We start from the raw sequence: 13,488 nt of genomic DNA on the forward strand, positions 1-13,488 counted from the left end.
TCAGGCTGCCTGGCGGCTGGCAACGAAGGCTGCCAGGCTGGCCACGTTGGCGAAATGGGTGCGGGTGTCCTTGGCTTCGGCATCGATCTTGATGCCGAAACGCTTCTGGATCGCCAGGCCCAGTTCCAGGGCGTCTACCGAATCGAGGCCTAGGCCTTCACCGAACAGGGTGAGGTCGTCGCCGATGTCCAGAGGGGTGATGTCTTCGAGTCCCAGAGAGTCGATGATCAGTTGTTTGATCTCAAGCTTTAGAGCGCTCATCGCTTGCGAGCTCCTTAATGAAATGCTGATGCAAATGGTCGTTGAGTTTGCGAGATGCAACCGGTGCCGCGCCCATGGCAGCGAACTGCCCCGGGTCAATGTCCTGGCCCACCCGCAGGTGAACGTGAAAACGCCGCGCTGGAATACGGTACCAGGGCTCCGCTTTGGTCAGTGTGGTAGGTGAGACGCTGATAACTACCGGGGTAATCACACGGGCGCCACGCAAGGCGATGGCCGCGGCGCCGCGATGGAACTCTGGTGGGCAGCCAGGCGTCGTGCGCGTGCCTTCCGGAAAGATCACCAGGGTCTGGCCTTGCTGCAATACGCCGGCCGCTTCGTCGAGCATGTCCATGCTGCCGCTGTTGCTGATGTAACCCGCTGAGCGGATCGGCCCACGCATGCAGGGGTTGTTCCACAGGCTTTGTTTCACCACGCAGTTGGCGTTGCGGGTAAAGGCGATGGTCACCACCACATCGATCAGCGAAGGGTGATTGGCAATGATCATCTGCCCGGGGCGGCCCAGGCGTTCGGCATTTTCGACTTCATAGGTGAGCACGCCACTGCGGTGCATGAATTTGACGAAGGTACGGAAATTCCAGCTCACCACTTGCCGGGCGCGGCGCTGATGGGCGGCGGCGTCGCCCGGTAGCAGAGACAAAGCCGGAAACACCAGCACACGCAGCATCACGCCGCCGATACCGAACAGGGTAAAGCTCGCCGCCGTGGCGATCAGCCGCCACCAGTAAGGCGCGCTGTAGCGCTTCACAGGCTTTTGTGTGACCAGATCCATTGGCGCTCTTTCCAGGTGTGTTCGAGGGTTGCGCAGCCATTGCACAGAGCTTGTATCAGGCTCAGTGGATGCGGCCACTGCGTGCGCGGGCCGGTGCCCGTGCGTAGCTGCAAGTCCCAGTCGTCGCCGGGCACCAGTAGTAAAGCCAGTGCGTAAGGGAACGGGACATCATCGATGAATGGGGCGTAAAGCTCCGGTTGCGCTTCCTCGCCAATCACCAGCAGCACGGCTGGCGCGCCATCGGCGAGTAGCGTGGCTGCCTCCAGCATGGCCATCTCCAGGCCATCGCCTTCGCCAGCCAGCGCGGTCATCTCGCTGGTGTCGCCGCGTAGGATCGACCACTGACCGATGATCGCGTTGTGTACTGAAAGACTGAACTGCGTCGGCGACAGCGGCTCTGCTACTGCAAGGTCTTGAAGAATGGCCAGGCTTCGCGGCGTTTCGCCATGGCGCGAAGCGAATACCAGCGGCAGCGCCGAGTGACCCTCGGCAAGCGGCCAGGCGACCTGGAAAACCATGCGAGCCAGGCGGCTCAAGCGACGGCGTTGCAGGGCTGGCAGGAAGCTGACATCAGGCTGTTCGCCAGTATCGTGCAGGCGTTCGGGCGCCTTGCTCCAGGCGAGCCAGTCATCCGTACTGTCCAGGCCAGGAGCCCAGGCACGCCATTGATCAATCCTGAAATGCATGTCTAGATGAAACTCTGCTTGGCCCGCCGGGCATTTCCTTGTCTGAACGACTGTCCTATGCGACAAGAGCCTGTCGATGGGGAGCTATGCTGCGCTGGCATTATCCGGGTGATAACTTGGCCTCGCAAACATTAAGTAGCGATTTTCTGATGTGTGACGCGTTTCTTCCCGCTTCTCACGACTGTCAAGAACATATGCCTAGTATCAATGTACTAGAGAGGAGGAGGTGCAGATGCGGCGCGTAGTTTTCAATCAGAAGGGCGGAGTGGGCAAATCCAGCATTGCTTGCAATCTGGCCGCGGTAAGCGCCTCCCAAGGCTACCGGACACTGCTGGTCGATCTGGATGCTCAGGCTAATTCGTCCCACTACCTGACCGGGTTGACTGGCGATGACATCCCCATGGGCATCGCCGATTTCTTCAAGCAGACCCTGTCCAGCGGGCTGACTGCCAAGAAGGGCAAAGTCGATATCTACGAAACGCCCTTCGACAACCTGCACGTGATCACCGCCACCGCCGAGTTGGCGGAGCTGCAGCCCAAGCTGGAGCAGAAGCACAAGATCAACAAGCTGCGCAAACTGCTCGAGGAGCTTTCCGAGGACTACGAGCAGATCTATCTGGATACGCCGCCAGCGCTGAATTTCTATACCGTTTCCGCGTTGATCGCCGCCGATCGCGTGCTGATCCCCTTCGACTGCGACACCTTCTCGCGTAACGCCTTGTTCGGCCTGCTGCGCGAGATCGAAGAATTGAAGGAGGATCACAACGAAACGCTGGAAGTGGAAGGCATTGTGGTCAACCAGTTCCAGCCACGTGCGACGCTGCCGCAGCAACTGCTCGACGAACTGATCGCCGAAGGCCTGCCGGTGCTGCCGGTGAACCTGATGAGTTCGGTGAAGATGCGCGAATCACACCAGGCCTGTACGCCGCTGATCTATCTCGATCCGCGGCACAAGCTCACTCAGCAGTACGTCGCGCTGCACGACCTGCTGCAGCAACGCTGATCGCGGCGAAGCCCAGGGATTTCCTGGGTATCGCTGTGCTCAACCGCAGGCGACGGTGATGTTGCTCTGGTAGCCCGGCGCGCTGCCCGTCAAACGCTCTGAGCGTTCAGCCAAGCGAGCAGTTGCGGCAAGGGCAGGGCGCCGCTCTGCCTGGCCACTTCCTTGCCGTCACGAAACAGAATCAGGCTGGGAATCGAGCGGATACCCAGTTGGGTGGATAGCTGCGGGTTGGCTTCGCTGTCCAGTTTTCCCAATCGGCAGCGGGTGCGCAGTTCGCTGGCTGCTTGCGTGAACGTCGGCGCGAAACTGCGGCAAGGGCCGCACCACGAGGCCCACACATCGACCAGCAGCGGCAGATCGCCCTTTAGCTGCGCGGCGAAGTTGCCCTGGTTCAGGTCGAACGGGGCACCCGGCAGCACCTCGGCCTTGCAATGGCCGCAGCGCGGCGCCTCACTCAGGCGGGCGGCAGGGATACGGTTGAGGCTGCTGCAGCTGGGGCAGGGGATGATCGGTGAATCGCTCATGACAGGCTCCGCAAAGTCATACAACTCTCTGCAGCCTATGGACTGCGCCCTGGCATCGCAAGGCGCAGGTCGTTCTCAAGTCAGGCTGGCGTAGATGTTGTAGGCACTGATACAGGTAATCAGGCAGCCAACGATGGTCAGCAGCGTGCGTGCAGAGAGTTTCTTGCACAGCAGTGCCGCCAGTGGCGCAGCGAACATGCCGCCGAATACCAGCCCGGCGACCATCAGCCAGGTATCCGGCTGACCCGCCAGCAGGATGAAGGAGGTGGCGCTGGTGATGGTCAGGAAGAATTCGGCGAAGTTGACCGAGCCGATGGTGGTACGCGGGTCGCTGCCCGAGCCGAGCAGGCTGCTGGTGACCACCGGGCCCCAGCCACCACCGCCAGCGGCGTCGACGAAACCACCGAACAGCGCCAGCTTGCCGACGTGCTTGGGCTCCTTCTTCACCAGTCGCACGTGGCGATAGGCTTTGTGCAGGATGTACAGGCCCATCAGCAGCAGGTAGGCCGAGATGAAGGGCTTCATCACGTCGCCGTCGAAGGTGGTGATCAGCACCGCGCCGAGAATCGCACCGATCATGCCCGGCAGCAGCAGGCGCAGAAAAAGCGCCTTGTTGACGTTGCCCAGCTTGGCGTGGGAAATCCCCGATAACCCGGTGGTGAACACTTCGGCGATGTGCACGCTGGCGCTGGCTGCAGCCGGCGTGGCGCCGGTGCTGAGCAGGAAGGTCGTGGCAGTGATGCCATAGGCCATGCCCAGAGCACCGTCGATGACCTGAGCGAAGAAGCCGACTGCCACGGCGCTCCAGAAGGCGCGGCTGGTCAGGGCATCTTCAATGATCTCCAAGCCGGTGCTTTCGTGGTTGCCGAAGAACAGGCGCCAGGCGAGGAACAGCAGCAGGCCAGCCAGGGTGAGGATGGCGAACCACATGGCGGCGCGCAGGATCGGATGGTTGTCCGGGTGGGAGACGTGGTCTTCCAGAGGGGGCAATCCCAGCGCCTGATGTTCGTCGTTGACCGGGCTGTTGCTGAGATCGAGATTGCGAATTTTCATGCGGTGTAAAGGCCTGACAGCGGGTGGTAGAACAGGCGAGTTGAAGCGGCGCGACGATAAACGGCTTTTTCCTGGAGGTCTAAGAACCTTTGGAAAGGTCTATATGCCTATTCGGTTTAATAGATAAGCAAATGTTCACCAGTCGGCTATACCAAGACTGCGCACCAGCGTTCGCGTGCGGTGAGGGTTATCATGGATCGTTTGCGGTTGGGAGTTGAGGCATGAAGGCGGTGGTGAAAAAGTGGGTGCGCCTGACCGGGCTGGTAGTTGCCGTGACTGCCATGACCTTCTTCGCCCTGCGGATTTACGACGCCCAGAGCAAGCCTGACCTCAGTCCCTGGCATACCTTCGTGCCTCACGAGCTGAGTGTCGATGAACTGGACTCCGCCAGTTGGCAGGATTACCTGCTGGCCGAACAGGCGCTGTTCGCCTCCCTGCCTGACAGGGTCTACCAACGCCTCGACGATGCCGAGCGCGTGCCGGACAACCGCTATTTCGCTGACAGCCCGCTGAACGCCTCGCGCTTCGAATGGGACTGGAACCGATCCTACGTCCTGGAGCCCGATGGCGAGCCGAAAGGCGCTGCCGTGATGCTTCACGGGCTGACCGATTCACCCTACAGCCTGCGCCACATCGCCAAGCTATATCGCGATGCTGGCTTCATCGTCGTCGGCCTGCGTCTGCCGGGGCATGGCACCACGCCCGGCGCGCTCACCGACGTGACCTGGCAGGACTGGCTGGCTGCCACGCGCTTGGCCGTTCGCGAGGCCAGGCGCCTGACCAGTGCCGGTGATCCGCTACACCTGGTCGGCTATTCGGCAGGCGGTGGTCTGGCCCTCAAGTACGCACTCGATGCCCTCGGCAATGATGAGCTGGCGCGGCCGGATCGCCTGACCCTGATCTCGCCGATGATCGGCGTGGCCGGTTATGCCCGCTTCGCCGGGCTGGCGGGGCTGCCAGCCATATTCCCGGCTTTCGCCAAGGCCGCCTGGCTGGATGTGCTGCCCGAGTACAACCCGTTCAAGTACAACTCCTTCGCCCTCAACGCCGCGCGGCAGTCGTATCTGTTCACCTCGGCGCTGCAGGAGCAGATCGCCACGTTGAGTCAACGCGGTGCGTTGCAGGATCTGCCGCCGCTGCTGACGTTCCAGTCGTTGGTCGATTACACGGTCAGCACGCCCGCGGTGGTCAACGCCCTGTACGCGCAGTTGCCCGCCAATGGGAGCGAGCTGGTGCTGTTCGACCTCAATCGATTCGTCGACTTCGGGCCGTTGCTGGGTACTCACGCCAAATCACCCACCGACCTGCTGCCAGCCACGCCCCGTCATTACCGCACCACGCTGATCGGCAATACCTCGTCGCAGACGCTGGATGCTGCCGCCCGTATCATCGAAGCCGGTGCCACTGAGGAACAGGTGACACCACTCGGCCTGGCATTTCCCCGCGAGGTGTTCTCGCTGTCCCACGTCGCCTTGCCATTTCCGCTGAGCGATTCGTTGTACGGGTTGCAGCCTGACGAACCGGAGGATTACGGCGTGCACCTCGGCGCGTTGTCCGTGCGTGGTGAGCGGGGCGTGCTGCTGGTCAGCATGGAGGCGCTACAGCGAGTGACGTCCAATCCGTTCTATCCCTATATGGTCGAGCGGCTGGCTGAGCATGCCGGGTTCGAGACGACTAGGCAGTAGTTCGTATCGCCCATGCGGGTGGCGGGCCCTGTAAGCCGCGACCCTGCGGCGAATGACGGCCGTGGCGCGTACTTACGCAATGACCATCATTGCATCGCCCGCAAGCGGGCTCCTACGGAGTTGGTGACGCACCCGACCATGTAGGAGCCGGCTTGCCGGCGAATAGCGGCCATGGCGCGTACTTGCGAAATGACCGCCATCGCAGCGCGCCGAGGTCGACGATTCTGCAGTGGTGGCGTTTCACTGCTTTTGGGGCGCTGTCAGCTGGCTGAAACCATTGCATTGGCTCTCGCCGCATGCAGCTTCTTGTAGCTGTCGATCAGGCGCAGATGCCGGTCGAGGCCTTCGAGCTTCATGCTGGTCGGCGTCAGGCCATGGAAGCGCACGCTGCCGTCCACTGAGCCGATTGCCGCGTCCATGCGCTCGCCGCCGAACATGCGCCGCAGGTTGTGTTCGAAGTTGCTCAGCTCGAGATCGTCCTCCAACTGGATTTCCAGCACCGCGTTTACCGCCTGATAGAACAGCCCGCGCTCGACGGTGTTGTCGTTGTATTGCAGGAAGGCCTCGACCAGCTCTTTGGCATCGTCGTATTTCTTCAGCGCCAGGTGGATCATCAGCTTCAGCTCGAGAATGGTCAGTTGGCCCCACACCGTGTTGTCGTCGAATTCGATGCCGATCAATGTGCTGATATCGGTGTAGTCGTCGACCTCGGTGTTGTTCAGGTTGCGCAGCAGCGACTTGAGTTCGCGGTCGCTCAGGGCATGCAGGTTGAGGATGTCCTTGCGGAACAGCAGCGCCTTGTTGGTGTTGTCCCAGATCAGGTCTTCGACCGGATAGATCTCCGAATAACCCGGCACCAGGATGCGGCAGGCGTTGGCGCCGAGGTCGTCGTAGGTCGCTACGTACACCTCCTTGCCGAGGTCTTCGAGAATGCCGAACAGGGTGGCGGCTTCCTGCTCGTTGGAGTCGGCGCCTTGCCCGGAGAAATCCCACTCGACGAATTCGAAGTCGGCCTTGGCGCCGAAGAAGCGCCAGGACACCACGCCGCTGGAGTCGATGAAGTGCTCGACGAAGTTGTTCGGCTCGGTCAGTGCCAGGCTGTCGAACGTCGGCTGCGGCAGGTCGTTGAGGCCCTCGAAGCTGCGGCCTTGCAGCAGTTCGGTGAGGCTGCGCTCCACCGCCACCTCCAGGCTGGGGTGCGCGCCGAAGGAGGCGAACACCCCGCCGGTGCGCGGGTTCATCAGGGTGACGCACATCACCGGAAATTCACCACCCAGGGAAGCGTCCTTCACCAGCACCGGGAAGCCTTGTTCTTCCAGGCCCTGGATGCCGGCGACGATGCCCGGGTATTTGGCCAGCACGTCCTGCGGCACATCCGGCAGGCACAGCTCGCCTTCGAGGATCTCGCGTTTCACCGCCCGCTCGAAAATCTCCGACAAGCACTGCACCTGCGCTTCGGCCATCGTGTTGCCGGCGCTCATACCGTTCGAGAGGTACAGGTTCTCGATCAGGTTGGACGGGAAATACACCGTCTCGCCATCGCTCTGGCGCACGAAGGGCAGCGAGCAGATGCCGCGCAGCGTGTTGCCCGAGTTGGTGTCGTACAGGTGCGAGCCGCGCAGCTCGCCATCCGGGTTGTAGGTGGCCAGGCAATGCGCGTCGAGGATCTCTTCGGGCAGCGCATCCTTCGGGCCCGGCTTGAACCAGCGCTCGTTGGGGTAATGGACGAACTCGGCATTGGCGATGTCCTCGCCCCAGAACTGGTCGTTATAGAAGAAGTTGCAGTTCAGCCGTTCGATGAACTCGCCCAGCGCCGAGGCCAGGGCGCTTTCCTTGGTCGAGCCCTTGCCGTTGGTGAAGCACATCGGCGACTGCGCGTCGCGAATGTGCAACGACCAGACGTTGGGCACGATGTTGCGCCAGGAGGCGATCTCGATCTTCATCCCCAGGTCGGCGAGGATGCCCGACATGTTGGCGATGGTCTGCTCCAGCGGCAGATCCTTGCCCGCAATGTAGGTGGTGGTATCGGACACCGGCATCAACAGCGCCTGGGCATCGGCGTCTAGGTTGTCGACTTCCTCGATGATGAATTCGGGGCCCTGCTGCACCACCTTTTTGACCGTGCAGCGATCGATGGAACGCAGAATCCCTAAGCGATCCTTGTCGGAAATATCGGCAGGCAGCTCGACCTGGATCTTGAATATCTGCGCGTAGCGGTTCTCTGGGTCGACGATGTTGTTCTGCGACAGGCGAATGTTCTCGGTGGGGATGTCCCGCGTCTGGCAGTACAGCTTGACGAAGTAGGCCGCACACAAGGCCGACGAAGCCAGGAAGTAGTCGAACGGCCCCGGCGCCGAGCCATCGCCCTTGTAGCGGATGGGCTGATCGGCGATCACCGTGAAGTCATCGAACTTGGCTTCAAGTCGAAGGTTGTCGAGAAAATTGACCTTGATTTCCATGCGCGGGCACCAGCGAGTAAAACGAATGGCCGGCATTATCCGGGTTTTCGCCAGGAAGTCTTGTGCGCGGCGGGTTGGCGGCTGAGTGGTGGCCTGTTGGCTGAATGCATCGGAAAGCCGCTTTACCAAGATCTTTTATGCGCATAAATTGTGCGCATTACTTGGCAAGGAAATTCTCATGCTGTCTTCGTACGATCTGAACGCCCCGAAACGAGCCGCCAACCTTCGTGTGAACGAGGATCTGCTCAACAAGGCCAAGTCTCTCGACATCAACCTCTCTGCCACTCTGGAGAAGGCATTGGCCCAGGCGCTAAAGGAAAAGCAGCGTGAGCAATGGTTGGCAGACAACCGACAGGCCATCACTGCATACAATGAGCATGTAGAGTCAAATGGCGTGTTCAGTGACGAATTGCGGAGCTTCTGATGGCGCAGTTTGCCGTTTACGAAAACACCAATCCTGCCACCAAGGCCGCCGTGCCCTTGCTGCTCAATGTACAGAGCGACCTGCTCGCGGAGCTCGGTACGCGGGTTGTCGTGCCGCTGTATACAGCCAGCGCCATGCAGGGGAAAATGCTGAGAACCCTCACCCCGCGGTTTGATATTGAGGGTGAGCCCTACGTGATGATGACGCCGCAAATGGCCGGTATTGCCAAAAAGCAGCTGGGTGCCAAGGTTGCGGATTTAGCGGCGCAGCGTGATGAAATCATCGCGGCGCTTGATCTGCTCATTACCGGTATTTGAGCAGCCTTGTCCGAGGTGTAGGGCGTATTAGCCGCAGGCGTAATTCGACAAAGCGGTTCGCGGTAAACGACGGATTACGCCTTTGGCTAGGCTGCGCGTCCCGATCCATCTACGAGTTATTTTCCGTCTTACCGCGTTCGGACACTCGTACCTGCTAGACGATGGAGCTAGAACTCACCCTGCTTGAGTACCACCGGCTCGATCAACGGCGCCTGCCACAGCTGCACAAGGTAGTGATCCTCTCCATCGAGGCCATCTTCGGACAGCGTATCGAAGCCGGAAATCGACAGCCGCACCCTGTAGTTCCCTGCCGCCAGAGCGAAGCGCGCCGCATCCGGGAAATAGTCCGTGCAGCCGGCGATCACCAGCGTACCACTGCGAACTACGAGCGAGGCCTCGGCAATATGATCGAAGCCCGCCGGATCGGCGGTTGGTTCCGCGTCGAGTAGTTCGAGCGTCACCGAAACCTCCATATTGCGCAGCGTGCCGACGCCCACCACACCATCGGCTACCGCGAGCATCCGCTCGACGGCTTCAGTGCCCCAACACTGGGAGAGATCACCTTCGGCCGCTTCATCCTGCAGATAGAACTGGTGGTAGTCGGCGAAGAGTTTGAGGGCGCGTGAGGGCATAAGGGCTCCTGATTGAGTTGTGGTCAACAATCGGTAGGGGCAGAGTGATTGATTCTGGGGGGCGCAATCAACGACTCTGACCCTATTGATTTGACCCTATTGATTTTGCTCTGTTTGCTTATGAACGAACTGCCCTTGATACATATCGCAGAACTCGAAGCGACGAGGGATTATTAGATGTGCGATTGATGTGTAGGGGAATGGTTGCCCCCAGTTTCCTCCATCGTTAACACCATGCTCGCCGTACTCACCTACTTTGGGAAGGCCTCTTGCCCAGTAAAGGGCATCACTAGTTACTCGTTTGAATGTAGTCCAGGAGCACCAGTTCTTGGAGTGGTAAAGAGAATAGTCTCCCTCTCCGAGCACTTGGTTGCAGAGGTCAAAGAACTTGATCCAGTCCTTGGTTTTCATAGAGTGCCTAACGATTAAGCTAAGGGGCCGCGGAACGCGGCCCCAGCGAACGAAGTGAGCGCTTTGAGCGCATTGTTAGGTGCCATAGCTATTGCTTGCCATGAGACGGGCAAGGATGTAATAGCCAAAGCTTGCTAGCTCTTCCTCAGGAAACGAATTTAGCTCAGCAAGAGTTTCCGGCGGGTAGTCCTTGAAAGTGAACAGGTTTTGGTGCTCCCAAGTGTTCAGCTGCTTACCTTTAGCGACATCATCTAGTGTCACTCGCAATGAGCCATCAGGCAGCTCAGCTAGGCTGCACAGAACTGCCATATTCTTGGTCGAGGCTTTCTGAGAACTTTCCATGGCACCTAACGTTTGGTTAAGGGGCCGGCTTTAGCCGGTCCGAGTGAGCGAAGCGAACGACTTGAACCATTTGTTAGGCGGCAACGCTTTGTATCAGAAGTGCAACACCTTGTAGTGCTGCAGCTATTGCTGCTGCATAAGCCCCACGCCTACTCCAAACTGATTGAACCGAAACCGTACCAATGAAGTCCGTATTGTCGTCAGTAATTATGGCGGCAGGGTACATACCGCTCGCATCAGGTTCGTCTTTGTGCGGAACCTTGACTGTAGCTGATTTGTGCCACAGATATGCTGCAGCTAAGGCCGCGAAGGCTGCCCCAAAATTTAAATACATGACTACAAGGTTAGAGTTCACTACGGTATTCCCTGTGTTACCTAACGTTTGGTTAAGGGGCGGGCTCTATCACGTCCCAGTGAGCAAAGCGAACGATTTGAACCACTAGTTAGGGAGTTTGCGCGCATAGGTCAAGCCTGCCCAAGCACCAAATATGGCAGATGTCGGCACTACTACTATCCATATAAATTCAAATCTCCCTGACTTTCCAGATGCTAATGCTAATAAATAAAATCCGCCATAAATAACAATGCCAATGAGTATGCTGAGAACTATTATTGCAACTATCTTCGTCCTGGTGGTTACGTTGTATTTTGACAGAAAACAAAAAACTCTACCTGTGAAATATGTTAGCAGCAATGAATATGCCGCTAATGGAATTATACCCGGCAGGAAACCAAATGATGGAATAAATACCATTAGGTATGCAGCTATTATAGTGATAAGTAAGGTTCCGAGTACCTCAGATGTACCTAGGCCGGGTTTTGAACCTGAGAAGTAATGTGACAATAAACCTATAAGTACGAATATCGTGGCGCTAAATAAAGGGCCAAGTACTAAAGTTCGAATAAAAATGTATTTTTTCATAATATCCTAACGATAAGCTAAGGGGCGGGCTTTAGCCCGTCCCAGTGAGCGCAGCGAACGGTTTTAACCACTTGTTAGAGGCGTTACTCGGAGACCGAGATTTTTACCCCTATTGACTCAAGCGTAAGTATTAGCGCGTTAGCGGACTCGGCGCTAATTATTTTTATTTCTAAAACCTCTTTCTTTCTGATATTCCGTGCTGCGCGCTTTAATTCAGTGCCTTTGAGATTTGTACAAAGTCCAAGCCGATATACGAAAGACTCCAGCGACCAGTGGGATTCCTCAACCCAACCTAGCTCCGCTGACCACGACTCGATGCGCAGTGTCGTCATGCATGCCTCTAACGATTAAGCTAAGGGGCGGGCTTTAGCCCGTCCCAGTGAGCGAAGCGAACGATTTGAACCACTTGTTAGGTGTTGAGTGGAAATAGCCCGTTAATTTTACTAGCGACATCGGTACGATTGAAGATTTCGACACATGCCAATTGGCCTTTGAAAACATCAATTGTATATAAGCCATCGACTTGAGGGATTACATGCTTTAATGGTTTGTCCTGCCATGTTGATCTTTTTAACGTATAGAACGTGCCGCAATTATCATCGCTGCAGGTACATCTCCCGACGATTTCCAAATCTATCAATGAAGATGCTAATTCATTTTCTCCAATTTCTTTTAATCCCAATTCTATTTCTTTGAATAATCCAGGTAGCGCTTGAGACAACCTCATTCAGATTTACACCTAACGTTTGGTTAAGGGGCGGGCTTTAGCCCGTCCCAGTGAGCAAAGCGAACGGTTTGAACCACGAGTTAGGCGCTAGTTGCCACGATTTCATTGAGCGCGCCTCTGATTAATGGCTCTGACTCCGAAAATGACTTAACCCCTTCGCTGCATAGGTATATTTCATCTGATGCCCAGTGTAGTAGCTCACAAGCACGACCTTTTGAAATTAACGCCAATTGATAACAATGAAACCCGAATTCATTGAGATCAGCTGTTCTGTTTAGTGTTTCAAAAATCAGCCTCGCCAGCCGGGATATCTCAACTTCGCTTGCTTCGTTACGAGTAAAGTCTAGTTCTTTTGGACTAACTGGTATCTCACCTAGCGCAAGATCAATAATAAAGCTGGGCGGTTCATCTGTGCTAAGTACTTTCTCATCTGCCCATGCGGTCAACTCCGCCATAGATACTGCCCCGATGCGGTTAGCAAGGATCATGAATCTTGATTCACAGAGCAGTATGTTCATAGCGCCTAACGCCGAGCTAAGCGGCAGTTTTTAAGTTGTGATTTTGTGGAAGCCTTTTGCGTAGCAAACCACAAAAGCGCGGCTTGAAAACTGTCCAGCACACGTAGTGTGCAGTGCTTGAGCGACTTGTTATACGCCTACGATTTTACTACTGATAATCACCCAAATAAAATTTTGTTTTTTCCCATTCATAGTCCTCTTCCATTCGATAGTCGAACTCTCTCGGATAGCTTTGGCTTGATACAACTTCTTGCAAGTATTCATTTGCCACTTCAGGGTCATAGACTCTAAATAGGATTTCGCGTGTTGCATTCCAGGTGACACGAGCAAGAAATAATGCATTGGGCTTTTCGGTATTACCACAAATACGCCGCTCAAGCTCTTCACCAAATGGGTCAACTATTTCACGCTCTTCAATGGACGGCATGCCATTTTCAATAAGATCTTTTAGATTTATGACTATTGATAAATGCCAAACAAATACTTCCTTTAGCTCACACTTTTTTAGAGCGGAATTTGCATAGACTATACCGGGCAAATTGTTCTGCGTGAACTTAAATAGCTCAGGTTTCTCTTCCGGGATTTCTAAAGTTATTTCTCTCATTATTTACTCGTATAACGTTTGGTTAAGGGGCGGGCTTTAGCCCGTCCCAGCGAGCGGAGCGAGCGACTTGAACCACTAGTTAGACGCAGTGGTAAATCGAGCATTGAATGTGCAGGCGACGCCAAATGTA

At 56.7% G+C, this 13,488-nt stretch carries 16 protein-coding genes; 4 read left to right on the forward strand and 12 right to left on the reverse strand.

Translation table 11 applies throughout. The annotated features are described in order from the left end of the window. Genes K5Q02_RS07110 through K5Q02_RS07120 form a run of 3 tightly spaced genes read right to left on the reverse strand, consistent with a single transcriptional unit; the run spans position 1 to position 1,737 of the window. The gene (locus tag K5Q02_RS07110; protein WP_225837770.1) at positions 1–261 is read right to left on the reverse strand and encodes a phosphopantetheine-binding protein; all 261 of its coding nucleotides are present in this window, start codon (positions 259–261) and stop codon (positions 1–3) included. After that, positions 242–1,051, reverse strand: a complete 810-nt coding sequence (locus K5Q02_RS07115; RefSeq protein WP_225837772.1) for a lysophospholipid acyltransferase family protein — start codon at positions 1,049–1,051, stop codon at positions 242–244. Before K5Q02_RS07115 ends, K5Q02_RS07110 begins: the two co-directional genes overlap by 20 nt. Next, on the reverse strand, positions 1,024–1,737 hold the full coding sequence (locus K5Q02_RS07120; protein WP_225837774.1) for a beta-ketoacyl synthase chain length factor: 714 nt from the start codon (positions 1,735–1,737) through the stop codon (positions 1,024–1,026). Before K5Q02_RS07120 ends, K5Q02_RS07115 begins: the two co-directional genes overlap by 28 nt. Positions 1,738–1,969: 232 nt before the next feature. Between K5Q02_RS07120 and K5Q02_RS07125 the strand changes: the two genes are divergently transcribed. Next, complete coding sequence (locus K5Q02_RS07125) at positions 1,970–2,740, forward strand: ParA family protein (protein ID WP_225837776.1); 771 nt, start codon at positions 1,970–1,972, stop codon at positions 2,738–2,740. 89 nt (positions 2,741–2,829) lie between these two features. Here K5Q02_RS07125 and trxC read toward each other — a convergent pair whose 3' ends face one another. Further along, on the reverse strand, positions 2,830–3,264 hold the full coding sequence (trxC, locus tag K5Q02_RS07130; protein WP_225837778.1) for a thioredoxin TrxC: 435 nt from the start codon (positions 3,262–3,264) through the stop codon (positions 2,830–2,832). A 75-nt stretch (positions 3,265–3,339) separates the two neighbouring features. Then, complete coding sequence (locus tag K5Q02_RS07135; RefSeq protein ID WP_225837780.1) at positions 3,340–4,317, reverse strand: sulfite exporter TauE/SafE family protein; 978 nt, start codon at positions 4,315–4,317, stop codon at positions 3,340–3,342. 221 nt (positions 4,318–4,538) lie between these two features. Here K5Q02_RS07135 and K5Q02_RS07140 point away from each other — a divergent pair, with 221 nt between their 5' ends. Next, positions 4,539–6,002, forward strand: a complete 1,464-nt coding sequence (locus tag K5Q02_RS07140) for an alpha/beta hydrolase (protein WP_225837782.1) — start codon at positions 4,539–4,541, stop codon at positions 6,000–6,002. A gap of 260 nt (positions 6,003–6,262) precedes the next feature. Here the strand turns inward: K5Q02_RS07140 and K5Q02_RS07145 are convergent, their stop codons facing one another. Then, positions 6,263–8,461 carry an OsmC domain/YcaO domain-containing protein gene (locus K5Q02_RS07145; protein WP_225837784.1) on the reverse strand — a complete coding sequence of 733 codons (2,199 nt, stop codon included), beginning with the start codon at positions 8,459–8,461 and terminating at the stop codon, positions 6,263–6,265. 178 nt (positions 8,462–8,639) lie between these two features. Here K5Q02_RS07145 and K5Q02_RS07150 point away from each other — a divergent pair, with 178 nt between their 5' ends. Both K5Q02_RS07150 and K5Q02_RS07155 read left to right on the forward strand, forming a co-directional pair. Continuing rightward, on the forward strand, positions 8,640–8,885 hold the full coding sequence (locus K5Q02_RS07150; protein WP_225837786.1) for a type II toxin-antitoxin system CcdA family antitoxin: 246 nt from the start codon (positions 8,640–8,642) through the stop codon (positions 8,883–8,885). After that, positions 8,885–9,202, forward strand: a complete 318-nt coding sequence (locus K5Q02_RS07155; RefSeq protein ID WP_225837788.1) for a CcdB family protein — start codon at positions 8,885–8,887, stop codon at positions 9,200–9,202. The genes K5Q02_RS07150 and K5Q02_RS07155 overlap by 1 nt, the downstream gene beginning before the upstream one ends. A 167-nt stretch (positions 9,203–9,369) precedes the next feature. On the opposite strand, the gene K5Q02_RS07160 is transcribed toward K5Q02_RS07155, so the two are convergent. The 6 genes from K5Q02_RS07160 to K5Q02_RS07185 all read right to left on the reverse strand — a co-directional run bounded on the left by K5Q02_RS07160 (position 9,370) and on the right by K5Q02_RS07185 (position 13,358). Continuing rightward, a complete protein-coding gene (locus K5Q02_RS07160; RefSeq protein WP_225837790.1) occupies positions 9,370–9,834 on the reverse strand; it encodes a hypothetical protein in 465 nt (154 codons plus the stop codon). 486 nt (positions 9,835–10,320) lie between these two features. Further along, positions 10,321–10,587 (reverse strand): hypothetical protein, encoded by a 267-nt coding sequence (locus K5Q02_RS07165; RefSeq protein WP_225837791.1) that lies wholly within the window; start codon positions 10,585–10,587, stop codon positions 10,321–10,323. A 439-nt stretch (positions 10,588–11,026) separates the two neighbouring features. Beyond that, positions 11,027–11,509, reverse strand: a complete 483-nt coding sequence (locus K5Q02_RS07170; protein WP_225837793.1) for a hypothetical protein — start codon at positions 11,507–11,509, stop codon at positions 11,027–11,029. A gap of 409 nt (positions 11,510–11,918) precedes the next feature. Next, positions 11,919–12,236, reverse strand: coding sequence for a hypothetical protein (locus tag K5Q02_RS07175; protein ID WP_225837795.1), 318 nt, complete (start codon positions 12,234–12,236; stop codon positions 11,919–11,921). Between the two features lie 80 nt (positions 12,237–12,316). Further along, on the reverse strand, positions 12,317–12,724 hold the full coding sequence (locus K5Q02_RS07180) for a hypothetical protein (RefSeq protein ID WP_225837804.1): 408 nt from the start codon (positions 12,722–12,724) through the stop codon (positions 12,317–12,319). A gap of 178 nt (positions 12,725–12,902) precedes the next feature. Next, a complete protein-coding gene (locus K5Q02_RS07185) occupies positions 12,903–13,358 on the reverse strand; it encodes a DUF695 domain-containing protein (protein WP_225837806.1) in 456 nt (151 codons plus the stop codon). Positions 13,359–13,488: the final 130 nt, after the last annotated feature.

Source organism: Pseudomonas sp. MM211 (assembly GCF_020386635.1).
In the GTDB taxonomy this organism is placed as follows: Bacteria; Pseudomonadota; Gammaproteobacteria; order Pseudomonadales; family Pseudomonadaceae; genus Aquipseudomonas.